This window comes from Pantoea sp. EKM21T, from assembly GCF_011800405.1.
Classification (GTDB): domain Bacteria; phylum Pseudomonadota; class Gammaproteobacteria; order Enterobacterales; family Enterobacteriaceae; genus Pantoea; species Pantoea agglomerans.
The window spans coordinates 21665-42450 of the sequence record NZ_JAALFV010000017.1 but is presented as its reverse complement, the minus strand read 5'-3'; the positions used below and the strand labels follow the sequence as shown (position 1 = coordinate 42450).

Here is a 20786-nt window from a genome sequence, read left to right as displayed (position 1 = left end):
ACTCAGAAGTGAAACGCCGTAGCGCCGATGGTAGTGTGGGGTCTCCCCATGCGAGAGTAGGGAACTGCCAGGCATCAAATAAGAGAGAGCCCTTTGCGTATGCGAAGGGCTTTTTTCGTTGTGGCAAACCGCGATAAAACTCCCTCTGAAGAACGTATCTGTCTGTTTATTCATAACAGCAACAGGTCAGTAAGCATATTAAAGCGGCTGTTCAGTCCATAAAAAACCCGGCACCAGGCCGGGTAATGAGATAACTGAACGTCTGATCAGTGAATAACCTGCGATAAAAACGCCCGGGTACGCTCCGATTTTGGATTCGCAAAAAACTCCTGCGGTGGCGCGACTTCGACGATCTCTCCCCGATCCATAAAGATCACCCGGTCAGCCACCGTTCGGGCAAAGCCCATCTCATGGGTGACGCACAGCATGGTCATCCCATCCTCCGCCAGACCAATCATCGTATCCAGCACCTCTTTAACCATCTCAGGATCCAGCGCTGACGTGGGCTCATCAAACAGCATAATTTTGGGCTTCATACAGAGTGAGCGGGCGATGGCGACACGCTGCTGCTGTCCGCCAGAAAGCTGGCCCGGAAACTTATGTGCATGCTCGGCAATACGTACGCGTTGCAGATAGTGCATGGCCAGCTCATCAGCTTCCTTCTTTGGAATCTTTCTTACCCAGGAAGGTGCCAGCGTGCAGTTTTGCAGTACGGTCAGATGCGGAAAGAGATTGAAGTGCTGGAAGACCATACCGACTTCGGTGCGCACGCGCTCAATGTTACGAACGTCATCATTAAGATGGATACCGTCAACAACAATGCGGCCCTGCTGATGCTCTTCCAGATGGTTGATACAGCGGATCGTCGTCGATTTGCCGGAGCCGGAAGGTCCGCACAGTACGATGCGTTCACGGGGTTTAACCTGCAGGTTGATGTCTTTCAGTACATGGAATTGCCCGTACCATTTATTCACGTTCTCAAGCGAGATCATCAACGCGTCGGAAGAGTGTGTCATAGAGTCAGTCATGTAAAACCTCAGTGCGATGTACGCCCGGTGTGAAAGCGCTTTTCCAGATACTGGCTGTAGCGCGACATGCTAAAACAGAAGATCCAATAGACCAGTGCAGCAAAGACATAACCTTCGGTCGACATCCCCAGCCAGGTCGGATCGACCGTTGCCTGCTGGACGCTGCTGAACAGATCGAAAAGACCAATGATGATGACCAGGCTGGTATCTTTAAACAGTGCGATGATGGTATTGACCAGGCCGGGAATAGTGAGCTTCAGCGCCTGGGGCAGAATAACCAGCATCTGCGTCTTCCAGTAGCCCAGCGCCAGAGATTCGGCTGCTTCGTACTGACCTTTCGGCAGTGCCTGCAGGCCACCGCGAACCACCTCTGCCACATAGGCGGACTGGAACAGAATGACGCCGACCAGCGCGCGCACCAGCTTGTCGATGTTAGTGCCTTCAGACATAAACAGCGGCAGCATCACGGATGACATAAATAGCACGGTAATCAGCGGCACGCCGCGCCAGAACTCAATAAAGATAATCGACAGCGTGCGCACGACCGGCATGCGTGAGCGACGGCCCAGCGCCAGCAAAATACCCAGCGGCAGCGCACCGGCAATACCCACTGACGCAATAATCAGCGTCAGCGTTAATCCGCCCCATTGACGTGTTTCGACACGTTCCAGCCCCAGATAGCCGCCATACAGCAGAAACCAGACAATCACCGGATAGATGACAGCCCAGGCAGCAATGTAGCGTCCACGATACGGCAGGCTCTTCAGGAACATCGGCACAATCGACAACAGGCCGATCACCAGCGCCAGGTTAATACGCCAGCGCAATTCATGCGGGTAAAGCCCATACATGAACTGGCCGAAACGAGCATGGATAAAGACCCAACAGGCACCCTCTTTGGTGCAATCGGCGCGCGTGGTGCCGATCCAGTTTGCCTGAAAGACCAGCCAGTTCAGCGCGGGTGGAATGACGTGCCAGATAACCCAGATGCAAAACAGCGTCAGTAGCGTATTAAACCAGCTGGAAAACAGGTTTTTACGAGCCCAAAACCAGGCGCGACTGACCAGAGTCGTCGGGACGGGGGGCGTTTCATGCGTAGTCACAGACATAGTTATCCCGTTCTCTTAACGCTCAACCAGCGCAATTTTGCGGTTGTAGAAGTTCATAAGCATTGATATCAGCAGGCTGATAATCAGGTAAACGCCCATCGTGATAGCAATCGTCTCAATGGCCTGACCGGTCTGATTCAGTACCGATCCGGCGAACAGCGACACCATATCGGGATAACCGATAGCGGCGGCGAGTGAGGAGTTCTTCACGATGTTCAGATACTGGCTGGTTAGTGGCGGAATAATGACGCGCATGGCCTGCGGAATAATCACCTGGCGCAGCGTAACCGGATTAGGCAGCCCCAGCGACCGCGCTGCTTCATGCTGACCATAGGGGACCGACTGGATCCCGGAGCGGATCACTTCAGCAATAAACGACGACGTATAAATCGACAGTGCCAGCGTCAGGGCTGCCAGCTCCGGTATCATCACCGAGCCACCACGGAAATTGAAACCGCGCAGTTGTGGCACATCCCAGTGCGTGGCTGGGCCAAACCCAAGGTGTGCAAGCAAAGGAAAGAGAATCAGCATCGCAACGGCAGCGGGCCATGTGCGACGTAACTGACCGGTTTTCAGCTGATGTTTACGGTTAAAGCGGTACAGGCCATAGCTCACAGCCGCGGCCAGAAGCAGTGCAATAACAAACGGCCAGCTGCCTGCTGCATAGGTCGGCCATGGAACGTAGAGTCCGCGATTACTGACATATGCCAGGTCAAAAGCATTCAGCGCCTGACGTGGGCCCGGTAGATTGCGTAAGACTGCAAAGTACCAGAAGAAGATTTGCAGCAGGGGTGGGATATTACGGAAGGTTTCGATATAGATATTCGAGAGTTTCCGCAGCAGCCAGTTGTCAGAAAGGCGGGCAAGACCGACCGCGAATCCGAGAATCGAAGCGAAAACAATACAGAGTGCAGAGACCAGCAGCGTGTTGGTTAATCCGACCAGAAACACGCGCGCGTAGGTATCTCCCTCAGTGTACTCAATCAGATGCTGAACGATGCCGAAACCGGCAGTGCGCTCAAGAAATCCAAACCCCGATGTAATACCGCGATTAGCAAGGTTAATAATGGTGTTATGCACCAGATAACCCACCACACCAAGCACCGCGACGACGGCGATGAGCTGATAAATCCAGGCGCGAACCGTGGGATTACCAAATGAAAAATCCCTTTTCACGGTTGGGCGTTGTGACATGTTGAAACCTCAGTAACGAAAGCTGGGGTAGGGCACCACAGAATAGGGTGCCCGATTAGTGAGGTCTGTTAACGTACCGGTGGTGCGTACTGAATACCGCCCTGGTTCCACAACGCATTCTGACCACGTGCAATCTTCAGTGCGCTGTCTTTACCGACGTTACGGTCAAAGCTTTCCTGATAGTTACCCACCTGCTTGACGATGTTGTAGGCCCACTTGTTATCCAGCTTCAGATCCTTACCAAAATCACCTTCGGCGCCCAGGAAGTGTGCCATGTCTGGTGTGGTTGGCTTGGCCGTCATCTGGTCAACGTTCTTCGAGGAGATGCCCATCTCCTCCGCATTCAGCATGGCGTAGAGCGACCACTTCACGATGGTGAACCAGTCATCATCACCACGACGCACCAACGGCCCCAGCGGCTCTTTGGAGATCACTTCGGGCAGAACAATAAATTCGTCCGGTTTGCCCAGCTTAATGCGTAATGCGTAAAGCTGAGACTGGTCAGATGCCAGCGTATCGCAACGTCCGCTATCCAGCGCTTTAGCCGATTCATCAGAGCGGTCAAAGGTCACAGGCGTATATTGCATTTTGTTGGCTTTAAAGAAGTCCGCTACGTTCAGCTCGGTGTCGGTTCCCGCCTGAATACAGACAGTGGCACCATCCAGCTCTTTCGCACTTTTCAGGCCGGCCTTCTGGTGAGTCAGGAAGCCGATACCGTCGTAATAGTTCACGCCCGCAAACAGGAAGCCCATGCCGCCATCGCGCGATGAGGTCCAGGTGGTATTACGTGAAAGCACATCCACCTCGCCGGACTGCAGAGCGGTAAAACGCTCTTTCGCGGTCAGCGGGGTATATTTCACTTTGGTTGCATCACCAAACACAGCGGCAGCCGTCGCACGACACACATCCACATCGATACCGGTAAACTTGCCGCCAGCATCTGCATAGGAGAAGCCCGGCAAGCCGTCACTGATACCACATTGAACAAAACCTTTTTTCTTTATCGCATCCAGTGTGGTGCCTGCGTGTGCTTGCTGAGCAACGGCAACCAGCGAGGCAGCAGCGATCAGCGTAGAGAGCATCATCTTTTTCATAAAGCATCCTGTGTGGCGGGATCATGTTGTTATGTTTGCGCACTTTAGTGTGCGTTTTTCCTGTCTGTGGCGGTCAGCCATCCACGACTCTGCAAAGCTGATGCCAGGTTTGCAGGTTCCTGAATTCGTATGAAAGAACGGTTAATAATCGGAAGCACTTAGAAAGTTCCGCTAATATGGCGCACCAAAAGGAAGCAATGCGAGTCGACCCGATCACATTTAGTGCAAATAGTTTCACTATGTGGGAGCAGTGTGAGCATTCACTCAGGCAGAAATGTATTAAGAGATTGCGTTGCTTTTTAATGCGCAGAAAGTCACATACCCAGCAGTGGCGGGGATGTGAAGCAAGGTGAGGGTCAGGCAGGCACTAAGTCAAATCACAGCGGGCGAAAGCGAGAGGGTGAAATATCACGCCAGCGATTGCAACTACAGTTACCATATTATCGGAAACTGTTTCACTATCATTACTGTGGCTTTGTGCGTCGACGCACAAATAAAAACGCCAGCCCGAAGGCTGGCGTGATTTACAGACAGAACTAAAAATCAGTTCATGCCGTATTTTTTCAATTTCTTACGCAGCGTACCGCGGTTGATACCCATCATCAGGGCAGCACGGGTCTGATTGCCACGGGTATACTGCATCACCATGTCCAACAGAGGCTGCTCGACTTCAGCCAAAACCAGCTCATACAGGTCGCTCACATCCTGACCATTCAGTTGAGCAAAATAGTTCTTCAGTGCCTGTTTAACCGAATCACGCAAAGGTTTTTGAGTTACCTGATCCTGTGAGTTAACGGTTGAAACGGTCAGTACGTCAGAATTTACGCGTTGTTCGAACATAGTTCTTTCAGCTCTTTATTTCGTTACGCAAGATTTTCGAAGTATGCCTCCAACGCCTCCAGCTGTTCGCTGGCATCCTCAATGGCGTTGAATGTGCGCCGAAACTGGTCATTCGGGGCGTGCTCCTGCAGGTACCAGGAGACGTGCTTTCGCGCTATACGGTATCCCTTGCCTGAACCGTAAAAGTCGTGCAGCTCACGTATATGCGAAACAAGCAAGCGCTTGACCTCTGCCATCGGCAGCGGGGCAAGCAACTCCCCAGTGTCCAGATAATGCTGGATTTCCCGGAAGATCCACGGTCTTCCCTGAGCAGCACGTCCTATCATCAGAGCATCGGCCCCTGTATAGTCGAGCACCGCTCTGGCTTTATGCGGGTCAGTTATGTCTCCATTCGCGATAATCGGAATGGAGACACTCTGCTTAACTGTCCGAATGCTGTCATATTCAGCTTCTCCGTTGAACAGGCAGGCACGAGTGCGACCATGTATCGTCAGAGCCTGTATACCGCAGCGTTCAGCCAATTGGGCAATCGCGACACAGTTCCTGTTTTCAGGATCCCAGCCAGTACGAATTTTCAGCGTAACCGGCACATTCACTGCATTAACCACTGCGGAGAGAATTGACTCCACCACGGTGGGATATTGCAGCAAGGCTGAACCCGCCATTTTGCGGTTAACCTTCTTGGCAGGGCATCCCATATTAATGTCGATGACCTGTGCACCAGCCTCAACATTAATGCGTGCAGCTTGCGCCATTTCACTGGGATCGCAACCGGCAATTTGCACGGTGCGAATGCCTGGCTCATCGCTGTGAACCATACGTAATCGAGATTTGTCGCTAGCCCAGACTTCCGGGTTTGAAGACAACATCTCAGAAACTGCCATGCCTGCACCCATTTCGTGACACAGCGCCCTGAACGGCCTGTCGGTAATACCGGCCATCGGTGCTGCAATCAGTCGATTTCTCAGCTGGAGGTTTCCAATACGCATGAAGTCAGAATGGCCATACTGTGTCTGCAAGGCGGCGTATATTACGCATTTTTGCAGGAAGATGAAAGGCCAAACTTTGAACAATCAGCAAGAAAGATCAATGAAATCCGGGTCATGATCGATGCGCATATTTATTAAGCTTAAATATCAATGAGTTAACAATTTATGCTGAAATTGTGAGCAAAAGTTTTTCCAGAAAAGTACGTCAATTCGCCAGATAAAAAACGTCACATGCCGTGATTAACGATACAAGCATCCATTTCAAATCGGGAAAGCCCGCAACTTACGCTACGGGCTGGCTGAATGTTCTGTTAAGGCACTTTGTTCCGGGCAGAGCGATATCAGAGGCGGCAGACAGGCGCCATATTCAGGATTTAATCCCGGTTATCCGGCACCACTCCTCTTTAACCGCAACCGGGTCGAGCGTGAACTCGCTGACATACGCTTCGCAGACGCTCTCTGCCTGGCTCTCTAACACGCCCGAGAGGCCCAGATGACCGCCAGACTTCGGCAGTACGCTGATCAGCGGTGCCAGTTCACGTAGCGGGCCGGCCAGGATATTGGCCACCACCACATCAGCCTGCAGATTTTCGGGTTGCTGGTGGGGTAGATAGAGCGACAGGCGATCAGAGACGCCGTTGCGCTCAGCATTATCCCGGCTGGCCTGAATAGCCTGCGGATCGATATCAATCCCGATCGCCTGAGCCGCGCCCAGCTTCAGTGCGGCGATCGCCAGGATCCCCGAACCACAGCCGAAATCGATCACCGTTTTGCCCACCAGATCCAGCCCGTCAAGCCAGGTAAGGCAGAGTGAGGTGGTCGGATGCGTGCCGGTCCCAAACGCCAGGCCGGGATCGAGCATCACGTTGACGGCATCAGGATCCGGCACATCACGCCAGCTCGGACAGATCCAGAGCCGCTCACCGAAGCGCATCGGATGGAAGTTTTCCATCCATTCGCGCTCCCAGTCTTTATCTTCGATCTGCTCGATCCGGTGACGAAAACCGGCGCCCAGCAACGGATGCTGCGCCAGTTCGGCGGTAATCGCGGCCATATCAGTTTCTGCATCGAACAGGCCGATAACATCGGTATCGCCCCACAGGCGGGTTTCACCTGGCAGCGGCTCATACACCGGCGTGTCGTTGGTATCCTGAAAGGTCACTGAAACCGCACCGATGTCCATCAGCGCATCGCTCAGCGTTTCCGCGTGTTCACCTGAGCTATTAATTTTGATTTGAATCCACGGCATAACGTCTCTCTTTCCGTCAATGTTGCGGCGCGTCGACCGTTTGCGGCGCGCGTCCAAACAGGTTGCCCACTAAAAATGCCAGCAGGCTTAAAAGCAGTGAGGGCACAATGGGATGAAAACCCAGAATCTGCAGGTTCAGGCTCGCCAGAAAAGCGTAGCAGCCTCCACCCACCACCATGCCGGTGATGGCGCCTGCGGCATTAGCGCGTTCCCAGTAGAGACCCAGTACCAGCGGCCAGAGGAAAACCGCCTCAAGGCCGCCAAAGGCCAGCAGGTTGAGCCAGATAATCATATCGGGTGGATTCCAGGCCGCAATCAGCAGCAGGAGACCGAGTGCGAACGTAATGGTGCCAGATAACAGCCGCAGCCGCGTCTCATTTTCCATCTGCTGTGGGGCAACACGCAGATAGAGATCTTTGATCAGCGTAGCCGAAGCCTGTAACAGCTGGGCATTAATGGTCGACATAATGGCGGCCATGGGGGCTGCCAGAAACAGTCCGGCAGCTAACGGTGGCAGCACAGTGATCATCAGGGTGGGTATAACACTATCCGGCACGGTCAGATTCGGCAGTATCGCCCGGCCCAGCGCACCGGCCAGATGCATTCCCAGCATCAGGATCACCACCACAATGGTACCCAGAATAATGGCCCGATGGACTGCCTTGCTGTCTTTATAAGAGATGCAGCGCACCGCAGTATGCGGCAAGCCAATCACCCCAAAGCAGACCAGCACGACAAATGAACTGAGGAAGGTCGGCGTTATAATCTCACCCGGTCCCTGCGGCGACAGCAGAGCGGGATCAATGTCATGCAGTTTCTGCACGGCCGTGCTCAGGCCGCCAGCCTGATGAATCACCGCGAACAGCAGCAGAAATGTGCCAATCAGCATCACGATGCCCTGCATGGCGTCATTGAGAACGCTGGCACGGAACCCGCCAAAAGCGGTGTAGAGCGCAATAGTGCCGCCAAAAATCAGCAGACCCGTGTCATACGGGATGCCTGCGGCGGTTTCGAGCAGCCGCGCGCCGCCAATAAACTGCACCGTCATGGCACCGATAAAGGCAACCAGCAGGCTCAGACTTGCCAGCCAGATCAGCAGCGGGCTCTGATAGCGGGCGTAGAGCATGTCATTCAGCGTCACCGCATTATGCTTGCGCGCCAGGATGGCAAACTTTTTCCCCAGCACACCCAGCGAGAGCCAGACGGCGGGCACCTGCACCATCGCCAGCAATACCCATCCCAGCCCATATTTGTAGGCGGCACCGGGACCACCAATAAACGAGCTGGCGCTGATATAGGTGGTGGTGAGCGTCATCGCCAGCACAAATCCGCCCATGGAGCGGCTGCCAAGGAAATATTCAGTGAGGAAGCTACCCTCGCGCCTTTTGCGCACGGCAAACACCGACAGCGCGGCAATCAACACCAGATAAATCAGTAACGGCAGGATAATTTCACTGTTCATTTGTGTCCTCCAGCGGCATGTCGCGGAAAATTAACCGCACCATCATCCAGCACAGGAATATGAACAACAGGGGAGCAAACAGGCAGGAGAGTTCAAACCAGCGCGGCAGGCCGGTGATACCAATTTCACTGCCACCCAGCCAGGCTGAAAGCCCCCAGGCAGCAAGCCAGAGCAGGGTGAGGTAGAGCGACCAGCGCGCCTCTTTATGTGCCTGTATAAAACGAGCATCCATGATTCAACCTTAACGCCAGCGGCAAAAGAAAAAGGCCGGATTAACCGGCCTCTGACTGACTCAGCGTTGCGTTTACTTCTCGTGCAAGCCGAGTTTTTTCTCCAGATAGTGGATATTGGTTCCACCGTGCTGGAAGTTTTCGTCGGACATGATTTTCATCTGCAGTTCAACGTTGGTTTTGATACCGTCGATGATCAGTTCCGCCAGCGCATTCTTCATGCGGGCGATAGCCACGTCGCGCGTTTCGCCATAAGTGATCAGCTTACCGATCATGGAGTCGTAATACGGCGGTACGGTGTAGCCTGAGTAAATATGCGACTCCCAACGCACGCCAAAACCGCCTGGCGCATGGAAGCGGGTGATTTTACCCGGACTTGGCAGGAAGGTGACCGGATCTTCAGCGTTAATACGGCACTCGACCGCATGTCCGCGAATAACCACTTCGTCCTGTTTGATCGACAGTGGCTGACCCGCAGCAATGCGCAGCTGCTCTTTGATCAGATCCACACCAGTGATCATCTCGGTCACCGGATGTTCCACCTGAATACGGGTGTTCATCTCAATGAAGTAGAACTCACCGTTTTCGTACAGAAACTCGAAGGTACCTGCGCCACGATAGCCAATCTCAATACAGGCTTTGGCACAACGATTGCCGATAAAGCTGCGCTGTTCTTCAGTAATACCTGGGCCTGGCGCTTCTTCAACCACTTTCTGGTGACGACGCTGCATAGAGCAGTCACGTTCGCCCAGATAGATCGCGTTGCCCTGGCCGTCAGCCAGAACCTGAATCTCGATGTGGCGCGGATTCTCCAGATACTTCTCCATGTAAACCATGTCGTTGCTGAAAGCCGCTTTGGCTTCCGCTTTCGTCATGTTGATGGATTGTTCCAGATCTTTGTCGCTGCGCACAACGCGCATACCACGACCGCCGCCGCCGCCAGAGGCTTTGATGATGACCGGATAACCGATGCGCTTCGCAAAGGCACGGTTTTTTTCCATATCATCGGTCAGCGAACCGTCAGAACCGGGTACGGTTGGGACGCCTGCTTTCTTCATCGCATTAATCGCAGAGACTTTGTCGCCCATCAGACGAATGGTGTCTGCTTTCGGACCGATAAAGATAAAGCCGGAGCGCTCAACCTGCTCAGCAAAATCGGCATTCTCAGAGAGGAAGCCGTAGCCAGGGTGAATCGCCACCGCGCCGGTGATCTCTGCAGCAGAGATCAGCGCCGGGATGTTGAGGTAACTTTTAACTGACTGCGCCGGGCCGATGCAGACGGTTTCGTCTGCCAGCAGCACGTGCTTCAGGTCACGATCCGCGCTTGAGTGTACCGCAACAGTCTTGATGCCCAGTTCTTTACAGGCACGCAGAATGCGCAGCGCAATCTCACCACGGTTAGCAATAACAATTTTATCCAGCATGATCTGCCCCGTTACTCGATGATAACCAGTGGCTCGTCAAATTCGACCGGCTGACCGCTTTCAACCAGGATAGCTTTCACTACACCTGATTTGTCAGCTTCGATCTGGTTCATCATTTTCATGGCTTCGACGATGCACAAGGTATCGCCGGCATTCACTTTCTGGCCGACTTCCACAAAGGCTTTCGCATCCGGGCTCGGCGTACGGTAGAAGGTCCCTACCATTGGTGAACGCACGATGTGACCGCTGATTTCAGCCGGTGCCGCTTCGGCAACCGCTGCAACAGGAGCAACAGCTGTTGCCAGAGCAGGCTGTTGAACCGGCGCAGCGTAAGTCTGCTGCATCATCGGGTAACCCACGTTTGCAGGTGCACGGCTGATGCGAACGGACTCTTCACCTTCAGAAATTTCCAGCTCTGAAATGCCAGACTCTTCAACCAGTTCGATCAGTTTTTTAATTTTACGAATATCCATGAGTGGGGTTCCGTACTCAGTTTGATTAATTAGTTTGAGACAGGCGTTTTACTGCCGTTTGTAAAGCCCATGTGTAGCCGTCAGCGCCAAGCCCACAGATCACGCCAGCAGAGACATCAGAAAGATAGGAGTGATGGCGGAAGGGCTCGCGGGCATGCACGTTGGAGAGATGAACCTCGATAAACGGTATTTCTACCGCCAGCAGGGCATCACGTAGTGCGACACTGGTATGGGTAAACGCGGCAGGATTAATAATGATGTAATCCACATTGCCTTTGGCCTCATGAATGCGATCAATCAGCTGAAATTCAGCATTGGTTTGCAGGTGGCTCAATTCCACATTCAACTGGTCTGCCTGACGTGTCAAATCGTCAACGATCTGACGCAGCGTGGTATGACCATACTTCTCAGGTTCACGCGTTCCCAACAGGTTCAGGTTGGGCCCGTTTAAAAGCAGAATATGTAATTTATGCGCCATCGTGCTGCCATCTCCCGCAATCATTGAGGCATCGCGTAAAATACCTTGCGAATCTTCATTTGTCACCTTTGAGAATGAAAAAGAAGACCCGACGAGCAATAAAGCCGGGCATTATATCCGTTTCGTGTCATTTCGCAGCAAAATACTGGTCTTATCTGCGAAGATGATCGGATGTGGCCTGCGGGCCACATCTTTTATCAGAAAAGTGCAGAGGAAAACAACGGGTGAAGCGCTAGCGAGGCCACCATTTGAGAAATTTTTTGTAACGCCAGGCTAACAGTATTGCAGCAAGTAGTGCGTAGATAAGTGGCTGGGGTGACACGGTTTTCACTGACCAGATATAGTGAATCGGCACCAGAATGACCACCAGATAGACCGCGTTGTGCAGGGTTTGCCAGCGCTTACCGAGCTTGCGCTGAGCGCGCTGAAACGACGTCAGCGCCAGGGCCAGTAATATCAGCCAGCTGATAATCCCCAGTGTCAGATAGGGACGGGAAATCAGCTCGCTGCCCAGCAGACGCAGATTGTCAGCGCCCAGCTCCAGCAGGTAATAGCTCAGCAGATGAAGAGAAGCCCAGACAAACGTCCAGATGCCAAGCAGACGCCGGGTGCGGATTAACAGCGGTTGCCTGCCATAACGTGCCAGCGGTGAGACCAGCAGCGTACCCAGCAGCAGTTTCAGCGCCATGCGGCCGGTAAAATGCTGAATATCTTTTGCCGGATCCGCACTCAGGCCGCCCTGCATCGCGGCAAGAACCAGATAAACCAACGGCAACAGGGCCGCCAGATGCAGAATCACCTTAAGCCAGGTGATCTGTTTTATCGACAGGCGTACCACCTAGTAATTCCCCCGTAAATCCAGGCCACGATAGAGCGACGCAACCTGTTCGGCATAGCCGTTAAACAGCAGCGTTGGCTGACGTTCGACCTTCAGACTGCCGCCCGGGCCAATAAATCGCTCAGTGGCCTGCGACCAGCGTGGATGATTAACATGCGGATTCACATTGGCATAAAAACCATATTCATCTGCGGCGATCTGGTTCCAGGTCGTTGGTGGCTGATTTGCGGTCAGGGTGATTTTGACAATCGACTTAATGCCCTTAAAACCATATTTCCACGGCACCGTCAGGCGAATCGGCGCGCCATTCTGCGGCGGCAGCGCTTTGCCATAGACGCCGGTAGTCAGAATGGTCAGCGGATGCATGGCTTCATCCAGACGTAAACCTTCGACATAGGGATAATTGAGTCCGCCGCCAATAAAGCGATCTTTCTGACCTGGCATCTGCTCAGGATCGTACAGCGTCTGGAAGGCGACAAAACGCGCTTTGCTGGTGGGTTCCGCCAGAGAGATAAGCTTATTCAGCTCGAAGCCTATCCAGGGCACTACCATCGACCAGGCCTCCACGCAGCGCATGCGATAGATTCGCTGCTCCATGGCAAACCGTTTAAAGATGTCATCCATATCCAGGGTCACGGGCTTAGCCACTTCGCCATCAATGGTCAGTTTCCAGGGCTCTGTTTTCAGCGTACCGGCATTGGCGGCCGGATCGGCCTTATCCAGCCCGAACTCATAGAAGTTGTTATAGCCGGAAACTTTATCCGCAGGCGTTAAGGTCAGATCGGCCTGATATTGCGCTGGTTTGGTAAAGTCCAGCGGCCGGCCTGCTGGCGCGGGTGGGCGATCGTTGCCTTTGAACCAGCTGAGAATATCGGCTTGCGCCACGCCCGGCATACCCATCGCCGCTGCGCTCAGTCCCAGCGTTTTCAGCACCTGGCGGCGCTTCATGTTAAAAATGCTTTCCGGCGTTACGTCGGCTTCGGTCAGACGGGGTGTGCGTTTCATGGTGCCTTCTCCAGACAGGATGTCATTAACCAGCATGATGACTATTACTGATATCAGCCAGTTTCGCCCTGAAAATGTGAAATTTCCTGGCTGGCCGGTACGATGAGAATGCACCGAAAAGTGCCAGGATCAACGTCAGCGATGATATCCCGACGATATACTTCGGCTTCATACGTCCCGGCGCTGTCGGCAACGGCAAATTATGCTATTTTTGCTCGCGTTTTCGTCAGGCTGACGGTACAAGGTTGGGTGATCCGGTTATCACCGCAGTAATACAGGCACAGGGATGCGATTAACCACAAAATTATCTGCGTTTATTACCTTTTTAAGCCTGCTGGCCATGTCGTTGATGCTGGCAGGCTGTGCATTCAGTGTTTTCTGGTTCAGTCATCAGCGGGTTGAACATCGGGCGCAGATACTGGCGACCGAAGTGGATCAGGCGATGTTCACCCAGACGCCGGCAGAGCTGCATGTCTGGCTCACGCGTATGATGCCGATAATGAATGCCGAGCAGATTTCTCTTCACAACGGCAGGCAGACTTTCCTTACCCTCTCCCGACACGAAAACCAGATGCTGGAAGACGAGCCTAATCGTTTTATCCAGGTCGATGTGCCTTTGATGCACCAGACGGGGTTAGAGCTGCGGGTCGTCACCCTTGATCCTGCCAAAACCTGGCTGCGCTCCATTACCGGCACCTCTACGCTGGGCATCCTGTTTACCGTCATGCTGGTGATGAGTCTGGTGCTGCTGCTGATGCATCGCTGGCTCAGTCGGCAGTGGCGCGGTATGGAGCATCTTGAAGTACGGGCAGAGGCGATTATCAGCGGTGAGCGCGGCGTAATGCCGAAACGCGGTGCGGATGAGTGGCCACCGAGAGCGAGCCGCGCACTGGATGTGTTGCTGGCGGATCTGCAGGAGGCGGGCGAGCAGCGTCTGCGTATCGACACGCTGATCCGCACCTTTGCTGCGCAGGATGGACGCACCGGTCTCAACAACCGGCTGTTCTTTGATAACCAGCTCGCCACCCTGCTGGAGGATCAGGAAGCTGTCGGCACCCATGGTGTGGTTATGATGGTGCGCCTGCCCGATCTGGACACGCTGAAGGATTCGCTGGAGCCGGGGCTGGTTGAGGAGTACCTCTTCAATTTCGTCAACATGCTTTCCACCTTTGTGCTGCGCTATCCTGGCGCCCTGCTGGCACGCTATTTCCGCAGTGATTTTGCCGTGCTACTGCCGCATCGGAGTCTTAAAGAGGCAAACAGTATTGCGGATCAGCTGATCAATGCTGTTGATTCTCTGCCGCCGATGCGGCTGGTTAATCGTGATGATCTCATCCATATCGGCATCAGCGCCTGGCACAGCGGGCAGACTGTGCCGCAGGTGATGGAAAATGCCGAAATGGCTACCCGACGTGCGGCACTGCTGGGCGGCAACAACTGGACCAATGGTGCCGGAAATCCGCAGGACGCCGGGCGGGGTAGTGTGCGCTGGCGAACCTTGCTGGAGAACACGCTTAGCCGTGGCGGCCCGCGGCTCTATCATAAACCCACCGTCAATATTGAGGGTAAGGTACAGCACCGGGTGATGCTGACCCGCATCTTCGACGGCGATAAAGAAGTGCTGGCCGCAGAATATATGCCCCTGGTACAGCAGCTCGGCATGGCTGATGGCTGGGATCGCCAGTTAATGACTCGCATTGCGGCACTCTCTGAACTCTGGCCAGAAGAGACGCTGGTGATCCCGGTGACGATTACCTCGCTTCTGCAGCGCTCTTTTGTCCTCTGGCTGCAGAACATGCTGCTGCAGTGCCCGAAAGCGCAAAGAAAACGATTTTTATTTGAACTTGCCGAGGCAGATGTTTGTCAACACATCAACCGTTTAACGCCAGTTTTCCGCGCACTTAAGGCTTTTGGCTGTCGGGTTGCGGTAAATCAGGCGGGTTTAACCGTGGTAAGCAGCGCCTACATACGACAGCTGCCGCTGGAACTGATCAAGCTTGATGCCGGTCTGGTACGCAATATTGAGCGCCGGACTGAAAATCAGCTGTTTGTGCAGAGTCTGCTGGAAGTCTGTAAATGTACGGGCATTCAGGTGTTTGCTACCGGTGTCCGCACTAAAGCGGAGTGGCAAACCTTAGTCACGTTGGGCGTAGCAGGTGGGCAGGGCGACTTTTTTGCTCCCTCGCTTCCGGTTAACAGTAACGTGAAGAAGTATTCACAACGTTACCGTATTTAATGAATTGCGGTCGTACTGACGGAAATTTACGGTCTTTTTTAATGTTTATCCGCGTCTGAACCTCTGAACTTACTGCCGGAAATGTTAGATTTTATGTCGGACAGGGCAAGGGGAAATAGCGTGAAATGCAGTGCTGATGGCGTCTGGTCGCCATTCTGCTGTTGTGGATCGCCAGTTCAGATGACTTAAACGCAATCAGGCGTCTTTTTTCACCGAAGCAGAACGTTTTTGCGCCTTGTGGCAGCTTCGTGTGGTTGGTAAAGTAAGCGGATTTTATTTTCCGCCCCCAGCTTGCAGGATTACCCCTTAGTATGTTTAAAAAATTTCGTGGCATGTTTTCCAACGACTTGTCCATTGACCTGGGTACCGCGAATACCCTGATTTACGTGAAAGGACAGGGCATCGTACTGAACGAGCCCTCCGTCGTCGCTATTCGACAGGATCGTGCCGGTTCACCGAAAAGTGTTGCGGCCGTGGGTCATGAGGCCAAACAGATGCTTGGCCGTACGCCAGGCAATATCGCAGCGATTCGTCCGATGAAAGATGGCGTTATCGCTGACTTCTTCGTGACCGAAAAGATGCTGCAACACTTCATCAAGCAGGTTCACAGCAACAGTTTTATGCGTCCCAGCCCGCGTGTGCTGGTCTGCGTACCCGTCGGGGCAACACAGGTTGAACGCCGCGCGATTCGTGAATCCGCTCAGGGCGCAGGCGCGCGTGAAGTGTTTCTGATTGAAGAGCCGATGGCTGCAGCAATTGGTGCGGGTCTGCCCGTTTCAGAAGCGACCGGCTCAATGGTGGTGGATATTGGTGGCGGTACCACAGAAGTGGCGGTGATCTCGCTGAACGGTGTGGTCTACTCCTCGTCAGTGCGTATTGGTGGCGATCGTTTCGATGAAGCTATTATTAATTATGTGCGTCGTAACTACGGTTCATTGATCGGCGAAGCGACCGCAGAACGTATTAAGCATGAGATCGGTTCAGCCTATCCGGGTGATGAAGTCCGTGAGATCGAAGTGCGTGGTCGTAACCTGGCAGAAGGTGTACCGCGCGGCTTTACACTGAACTCTAATGAAATTCTGGAAGCGCTGCAGGAGCCATTAACCGGCATCGTTAGCGCGGTGATGGTTGCCCTTGAGCAGTGTCCGCCTGAGCTGGCTTCAGATATTTCGGAGCGCGGCATGGTGCTGACCGGCGGTGGTGCGTTACTGCGCAACCTGGATCGTCTGCTGATGGAAGAGACGGGCATTCCGGTTGTGGTTGCTGAGGATCCACTGACCTGTGTGGCTCGCGGTGGCGGCAAAGCGCTGGAAATGATCGACATGCATGGCGGCGATTTGTTCAGCGAAGAATAATTGCCTCAACCGGCTAAGAACGCAATGATCATGCGAGGGAGTGGCATGTGAACCGGCGCAATCTGTGCCGGTGCAGTGCGTTCAGCCCAGGGAAGCACGGTGTTACGCCGTCGCTTCCTCTCCTGTTGTCGAGGATCACGCAGATTATATGAAGCCGATTTTTAGCAGGGGACCTTCCCTGCAGTTGCGTCTATTCCTGGCGGTTATCGTGGCGATTGCCATTATCATTGCCGACAGCCGTGTGGGTTCTTTCACCCAAATACGCAACTATCTGGATACGTCGGTCAGTCCGTTTTACTTCCTGGCCAATGGGCCACGTCAGTTGCTGGATGGCGTGTCAGAGTCGCTGGCGTCACGTCAGCAACTCGAGCAGGAAAACAAAGCGTTACGTCGTGAGCTCTTCCTGAAAAACAGTAACCTGCTAATGCTGGGGCAATATAAGCAGGAAAACGCACGCCTGCGTGAACTGCTGGGTTCACCGCTGCGTCAGGATGAGCAAAAGATGGTGACACAGGTCATTTCTACCGGCACCGATCCTTACACCGACCAGGTGGTAATCGACAAAGGCAGCGTTAACGGCGTCTATGAAGGCCAGCCGGTCATCAGTGATAAAGGGGTAGTCGGTCAGGTCATCGCTGTCGGACAACTCACCAGCCGTGTTCTGCTCATCTGCGATGCGTCACATGCCCTGCCGATTCAGGTGCTGCGTAATGATATTCGTGTCATTGCCGCAGGTAACGGTTGTACTGAAGATCTTCAGCTTGAGCATCTGCCGGGTAATACGGACATTCGGGTCGGCGATGTGCTGGTGACTTCAGGTATCGGTGGCCGATTCCCTGAAGGCTATCCGGTGGGTGTGGTTTCCTCGGTAAAAGTGGATACCCAACGCGCCTATACGGTGATTCAGGCGCATCCGACCGCGGGTCTGCAGCGTCTGCGTTACCTGCTGCTGCTGTGGGGTGCCGATCGCAATGGTGATATGCCGCTGCCGCAGGATGAAGTTCATCGCGTTGCGAACGAGCGTCTGATGCAGATGATGCCGCAGGTCTTACCGCCTGCGGGAGAAATGGGCCCGCCTGCGCCTGCCGTACAGATGGGACCGCCTGCACCGTCAGCTACCAGCAGCAGTGGACAAAGCAACTCCTCGCGTTCACGCGGGGGGCAGCCTTGAGTCGATATCGCAGCCAGGGACGTTGGGTCATCTGGCTCTCCTTCCTGGTTGCGCTTGTCCTGCAGATCATGCCCTGGCCGGATGAAATTTATATGTTCCGGCCCTCATGGCTACTGTTGATCCTTATCTATTGGGTGCTCGCACTGCCGCATCGGGTCAATGTCGGTAGCGGATTTGTGCTGGGTGCCATCATGGATCTGATTGCGGGTTCCACACTCGGCGTGCGTGCGCTGGCGCTCAGTATCATCGCCTACCTGATTGCCTTTAAGTTCCAGTTATTCCGCAACTTAGCGTTGTGGCAGCAAGCGTTAATGGTTATGGTGCTGTCGCTGGCGATGGATGTGATTGTCTTCTGGGCTGAATTCCTGGTAATCAACGTTTCATTCCGACCTGAAATTTTCTGGAGCAGTGTCGTCGACGGTATTCTCTGGCCCTGGCTATTCTTATTAATGAGAAAAATTCGTCGTCAGTTCGCTGTTCAATAAGGAAATTTATGGTAACCCTCTATCTTGCTTCCGGTTCACCGCGTCGTCGTGAGCTGTTAACTCAACTTGGGCTGACATTCGAGCGCATCGTGACTGACGTTGAAGAGCAGCGTCAGCCGAACGAAGCGGCGGAAATCTATGTCCGCCGTCTGGCCAATGATAAAGCGCAGGCGGGTGTCAAACTGGCCGCGCAGGATCTGCCGGTACTGGGCGCGGATACGATTGTGGTGCTGAATGGCGAAGTGCTGGAAAAGCCGCGCGATGCCGCTGATGCCCGCGCGATGCTGTGCAAACTCTCTGGTCATACGCATCAGGTGATGACGGCGGTAGCGCTGGCCGACAGTCAGCAGGCGCTGGATTGCGTCGTAACCACTGATGTGACATTCCGCACCTTAACCGCCACCGACATCGACGACTATATCGCGACCGGCGAGCCAATGGATAAAGCGGGTGCATACGGTATTCAGGGCAGGGGAGGAAACTTTGTCCGCAAAATTAATGGAAGCTACCATGCAGTGGTCGGATTACCCTTGGTTGAGACAGGGGAGTTGATCAGCCATTTCGAGTCACTGCGTGCCGTAAGGGGTCAACATGACGGCTGAATTACTGGTAAACGTGACGCCTTCTGAAACACGTGTTGCCTATATCGACGGCGGCATACTGCAGGAAATTCACATTGAGCGTGAGGCGCGGCGCGGCATCGTTGGCAATATTTATAAAGGCCGTGTAAGCCGTGTTCTGCCCGGCATGCAGGCCGCCTTTGTTGATATCGGTCTGGAGAAAGCGGCCTTTCTGCACGCCTCAGATATCATGCCGCATACTGAATGTGTGGCGGGCGACGAAAAGAAAAACTTTATCGTGCGGGATATCGCCGAGCTGGTGCGGCAGGGACAGGATCTGGTGGTTCAGGTCGTCAAAGATCCGCTTGGCACCAAAGGTGCCCGGCTGACCACTGACATCACGCTGCCTTCGCGTTACCTGGTCTTTATGCCAGGCGCATCGCATGTGGGTGTCTCTCAGCGTATTGAGAGCGAGAAAGAGCGCGATCGGCTTAAAGCGGTCGTGGCTGACTACTGCGACGATCTGGGCGGCTTTATTATCCGTACCGCCGCAGAAGGCATCGGGGAAGAGGAGCTGGCGCAGGACGCGGCTTTTCTCAAACGACTCTGGACCAAAGTCAGCGAGCGTAAAAAGCGCAATCAGACCCGCTGCCTGCTCTACGGTGAGCTGGCTCTGGCCCAGCGTATTCTGCGTGATTTTGCGGGCGCGGCGCTGGATCGCATCCGGGTCGACTCCCGCCTGACCTGCGATATGCTGGTGGAATTTACCGGTGAATATATCCCGGAAATGGCCGGTAAGCTGGAGCTCTACAACGGTAAACAGCCTATTTTCGACCTGTTTGACGTCGAAAATGAGATTCAGCGCTCGCTGGATCGCAAAGTTGAACTAAAGTCAGGCGGATATCTGATCATCGATCAGACCGAAGCGATGACCACCATCGATATCAACACCGGTGCGTTTGTCGGCCATCGTAACCTTGATGAGACGATCTTTAATACCAATGTTGAAGCCACTCAGGCGATCGCACGTCAGCTGCGACTGCGTAATCTTGGTGGCATCATCATTATCGACTTCATCGATATGAGCAACGAAGACCATCGCCGCCGGGTATTGCATTCGCTGGAAAGCGCGCTCAGTAAAGATCGGGTTAAAACCGGTATTAATGGTTTCTCGGCGCTGGGTCTGGTGGAGATGACGCGTAAGCGTACCCGTGAAAGCATTGAGCACGTTTTGTGTCAGGACTGCCCGGTCTGCAAAGGGCGCGGCACGCTGAAAACCGTTGAAACGGTCTGCTATGAAATCATGCGTGAGATTGTCCGGGTTCATCACGCTTATGATTCTGACCGCTTTCTGGTCTATGTTTCACCGACGGTGGGTGAGGCGTTAAAAACTGACGAGTCTCATGCACTGGCTGAAGTCGAAATCTTTGTCGGCAAGCAGGTTAAAGTTCATGTCGAAGCGCTCTACACTCAGGAGCAGTTCGACGTAGTGATGATGTAACGCCAGCCCGGTCACCGGTTTCTTCGGATATCGGGCTGAAAAATCGCCCTTGTTTGAGATAAAAT

At 53.8% G+C, this 20786-nt stretch carries 20 protein-coding genes; 6 read left to right on the top strand and 14 right to left on the bottom strand.

The window, feature by feature from the left end; all coding sequences use genetic code 11:
- Nucleotides 1-266: 266 nt before the first annotated feature.
- From HFD87_RS22315 to msrP, 14 genes are all read right to left on the bottom strand, one after another.
- Nucleotides 267-1028 carry an amino acid ABC transporter ATP-binding protein gene (locus HFD87_RS22315; protein ID WP_010699823.1) on the bottom strand — a complete coding sequence of 254 codons (762 nt, stop codon included), beginning with the start codon at nt 1026-1028 and terminating at the stop codon, nt 267-269.
- Nucleotides 1029-1036: 8 nt separating this feature from the next.
- Nucleotides 1037-2137 (bottom strand): amino acid ABC transporter permease, encoded by a 1101-nt coding sequence (locus HFD87_RS22310; RefSeq protein ID WP_010255980.1) that lies wholly within the window; start codon nt 2135-2137, stop codon nt 1037-1039.
- A gap of 15 nt (nt 2138-2152) precedes the next feature.
- Entirely contained in the window at nt 2153-3331 is a 1179-nt protein-coding gene (locus tag HFD87_RS22305) for an amino acid ABC transporter permease (RefSeq protein ID WP_010255982.1), read from the bottom strand.
- Nucleotides 3332-3399: 68 nt separating this feature from the next.
- Nucleotides 3400-4425, bottom strand: coding sequence for an amino acid ABC transporter substrate-binding protein (locus HFD87_RS22300; RefSeq protein ID WP_010255984.1), 1026 nt, complete (start codon nt 4423-4425; stop codon nt 3400-3402).
- A 543-nt stretch (nt 4426-4968) separates the two neighbouring features.
- The gene (fis, locus tag HFD87_RS22295) at nt 4969-5265 is read right to left on the bottom strand and encodes a DNA-binding transcriptional regulator Fis (RefSeq protein WP_003855228.1); all 297 of its coding nucleotides are present in this window, start codon (nt 5263-5265) and stop codon (nt 4969-4971) included.
- A gap of 23 nt (nt 5266-5288) precedes the next feature.
- The gene (gene dusB / locus HFD87_RS22290) at nt 5289-6254 is read right to left on the bottom strand and encodes a tRNA dihydrouridine synthase DusB (RefSeq protein ID WP_167423946.1); all 966 of its coding nucleotides are present in this window, start codon (nt 6252-6254) and stop codon (nt 5289-5291) included.
- 367 nt (nt 6255-6621) lie between these two features.
- Nucleotides 6622-7503, bottom strand: a complete 882-nt coding sequence (prmA, locus tag HFD87_RS22285; RefSeq protein WP_010699821.1) for a 50S ribosomal protein L11 methyltransferase — start codon at nt 7501-7503, stop codon at nt 6622-6624.
- Nucleotides 7504-7519: 16 nt separating this feature from the next.
- Nucleotides 7520-8965 carry a sodium/pantothenate symporter gene (gene panF, locus HFD87_RS22280; RefSeq protein ID WP_010256003.1) on the bottom strand — a complete coding sequence of 482 codons (1446 nt, stop codon included), beginning with the start codon at nt 8963-8965 and terminating at the stop codon, nt 7520-7522.
- On the bottom strand, nt 8955-9197 hold the full coding sequence (locus HFD87_RS22275) for a YhdT family protein (protein ID WP_010256005.1): 243 nt from the start codon (nt 9195-9197) through the stop codon (nt 8955-8957). Before HFD87_RS22275 ends, panF begins: the two co-directional genes overlap by 11 nt.
- A gap of 72 nt (nt 9198-9269) precedes the next feature.
- Nucleotides 9270-10619: an acetyl-CoA carboxylase biotin carboxylase subunit gene (gene accC / locus HFD87_RS22270; RefSeq protein ID WP_010256007.1), complete on the bottom strand. Its 1350-nt coding sequence runs from the start codon at nt 10617-10619 to the stop codon at nt 9270-9272.
- A gap of 11 nt (nt 10620-10630) precedes the next feature.
- Complete coding sequence (gene accB, locus HFD87_RS22265) at nt 10631-11092, bottom strand: acetyl-CoA carboxylase biotin carboxyl carrier protein (RefSeq protein ID WP_010256009.1); 462 nt, start codon at nt 11090-11092, stop codon at nt 10631-10633.
- Between the two features lie 25 nt (nt 11093-11117).
- Complete coding sequence (gene aroQ, locus HFD87_RS22260) at nt 11118-11570, bottom strand: type II 3-dehydroquinate dehydratase (protein ID WP_010256011.1); 453 nt, start codon at nt 11568-11570, stop codon at nt 11118-11120.
- 232 nt (nt 11571-11802) lie between these two features.
- Nucleotides 11803-12408, bottom strand: a complete 606-nt coding sequence (gene msrQ / locus HFD87_RS22255; RefSeq protein WP_167423945.1) for a protein-methionine-sulfoxide reductase heme-binding subunit MsrQ — start codon at nt 12406-12408, stop codon at nt 11803-11805.
- The gene (gene msrP / locus HFD87_RS22250) at nt 12409-13413 is read right to left on the bottom strand and encodes a protein-methionine-sulfoxide reductase catalytic subunit MsrP (protein WP_033787988.1); all 1005 of its coding nucleotides are present in this window, start codon (nt 13411-13413) and stop codon (nt 12409-12411) included.
- Between the two features lie 286 nt (nt 13414-13699).
- On the opposite strand from msrP, the gene csrD reads away from it, so the two are divergent.
- From csrD to rng, 6 genes are all read left to right on the top strand, one after another.
- Nucleotides 13700-15649, top strand: a complete 1950-nt coding sequence (csrD, locus tag HFD87_RS22245; RefSeq protein WP_122457621.1) for an RNase E specificity factor CsrD — start codon at nt 13700-13702, stop codon at nt 15647-15649.
- A 311-nt stretch (nt 15650-15960) separates the two neighbouring features.
- Nucleotides 15961-17004 carry a rod shape-determining protein MreB gene (gene mreB / locus HFD87_RS22240; RefSeq protein WP_004385136.1) on the top strand — a complete coding sequence of 348 codons (1044 nt, stop codon included), beginning with the start codon at nt 15961-15963 and terminating at the stop codon, nt 17002-17004.
- Between the two features lie 148 nt (nt 17005-17152).
- The gene (mreC, locus tag HFD87_RS22235) at nt 17153-18175 is read left to right on the top strand and encodes a rod shape-determining protein MreC (RefSeq protein ID WP_010256043.1); all 1023 of its coding nucleotides are present in this window, start codon (nt 17153-17155) and stop codon (nt 18173-18175) included.
- A complete protein-coding gene (mreD, locus tag HFD87_RS22230; RefSeq protein WP_010256045.1) occupies nt 18172-18660 on the top strand; it encodes a rod shape-determining protein MreD in 489 nt (162 codons plus the stop codon). The genes mreC and mreD overlap by 4 nt, the downstream gene beginning before the upstream one ends.
- A gap of 8 nt (nt 18661-18668) precedes the next feature.
- A complete protein-coding gene (locus HFD87_RS22225) occupies nt 18669-19262 on the top strand; it encodes a nucleoside triphosphate pyrophosphatase (RefSeq protein ID WP_010256046.1) in 594 nt (197 codons plus the stop codon).
- Nucleotides 19252-20721: a ribonuclease G gene (gene rng, locus HFD87_RS22220; protein ID WP_003855268.1), complete on the top strand. Its 1470-nt coding sequence runs from the start codon at nt 19252-19254 to the stop codon at nt 20719-20721. The genes HFD87_RS22225 and rng overlap by 11 nt, the downstream gene beginning before the upstream one ends.
- Nucleotides 20722-20786 lie beyond the last annotated feature (65 nt).

Excerpts from the sequence above, each read along its gene's own strand:
- accC (WP_010256007.1), bottom strand. The coding sequence starts at position 10,619 with ATGCTGGATAAAATTGTTATTGCTAACCGTGGTGAGATTGCGCTGCGC.
- HFD87_RS22315 (WP_010699823.1), bottom strand. The coding sequence starts at position 1,028 with ATGACTGACTCTATGACACACTCTTCCGACGCGTTGATGATCTCGCTT.
- rng (WP_003855268.1), top strand. The coding sequence starts at position 19,252 with ATGACGGCTGAATTACTGGTAAACGTGACGCCTTCTGAAACACGTGTT.
- HFD87_RS22275 (WP_010256005.1), bottom strand. The coding sequence starts at position 9,197 with ATGGATGCTCGTTTTATACAGGCACATAAAGAGGCGCGCTGGTCGCTC.
- dusB (WP_167423946.1), bottom strand. The coding sequence starts at position 6,254 with ATGCGTATTGGAAACCTCCAGCTGAGAAATCGACTGATTGCAGCACCG.
- mreB (WP_004385136.1), top strand. The coding sequence starts at position 15,961 with ATGTTTAAAAAATTTCGTGGCATGTTTTCCAACGACTTGTCCATTGAC.
- accB (WP_010256009.1), bottom strand. The coding sequence starts at position 11,092 with ATGGATATTCGTAAAATTAAAAAACTGATCGAACTGGTTGAAGAGTCT.
- HFD87_RS22225 (WP_010256046.1), top strand. The coding sequence starts at position 18,669 with ATGGTAACCCTCTATCTTGCTTCCGGTTCACCGCGTCGTCGTGAGCTG.
- prmA (WP_010699821.1), bottom strand. The coding sequence starts at position 7,503 with ATGCCGTGGATTCAAATCAAAATTAATAGCTCAGGTGAACACGCGGAA.
- aroQ (WP_010256011.1), bottom strand. The coding sequence starts at position 11,570 with ATGGCGCATAAATTACATATTCTGCTTTTAAACGGGCCCAACCTGAAC.
- HFD87_RS22310 (WP_010255980.1), bottom strand. The coding sequence starts at position 2,137 with ATGTCTGTGACTACGCATGAAACGCCCCCCGTCCCGACGACTCTGGTC.
- HFD87_RS22305 (WP_010255982.1), bottom strand. The coding sequence starts at position 3,331 with ATGTCACAACGCCCAACCGTGAAAAGGGATTTTTCATTTGGTAATCCC.
- HFD87_RS22300 (WP_010255984.1), bottom strand. The coding sequence starts at position 4,425 with ATGAAAAAGATGATGCTCTCTACGCTGATCGCTGCTGCCTCGCTGGTT.
- mreC (WP_010256043.1), top strand. The coding sequence starts at position 17,153 with ATGAAGCCGATTTTTAGCAGGGGACCTTCCCTGCAGTTGCGTCTATTC.
- msrP (WP_033787988.1), bottom strand. The coding sequence starts at position 13,413 with ATGAAACGCACACCCCGTCTGACCGAAGCCGACGTAACGCCGGAAAGC.
- fis (WP_003855228.1), bottom strand. The coding sequence starts at position 5,265 with ATGTTCGAACAACGCGTAAATTCTGACGTACTGACCGTTTCAACCGTT.
- csrD (WP_122457621.1), top strand. The coding sequence starts at position 13,700 with ATGCGATTAACCACAAAATTATCTGCGTTTATTACCTTTTTAAGCCTG.
- panF (WP_010256003.1), bottom strand. The coding sequence starts at position 8,965 with ATGAACAGTGAAATTATCCTGCCGTTACTGATTTATCTGGTGTTGATT.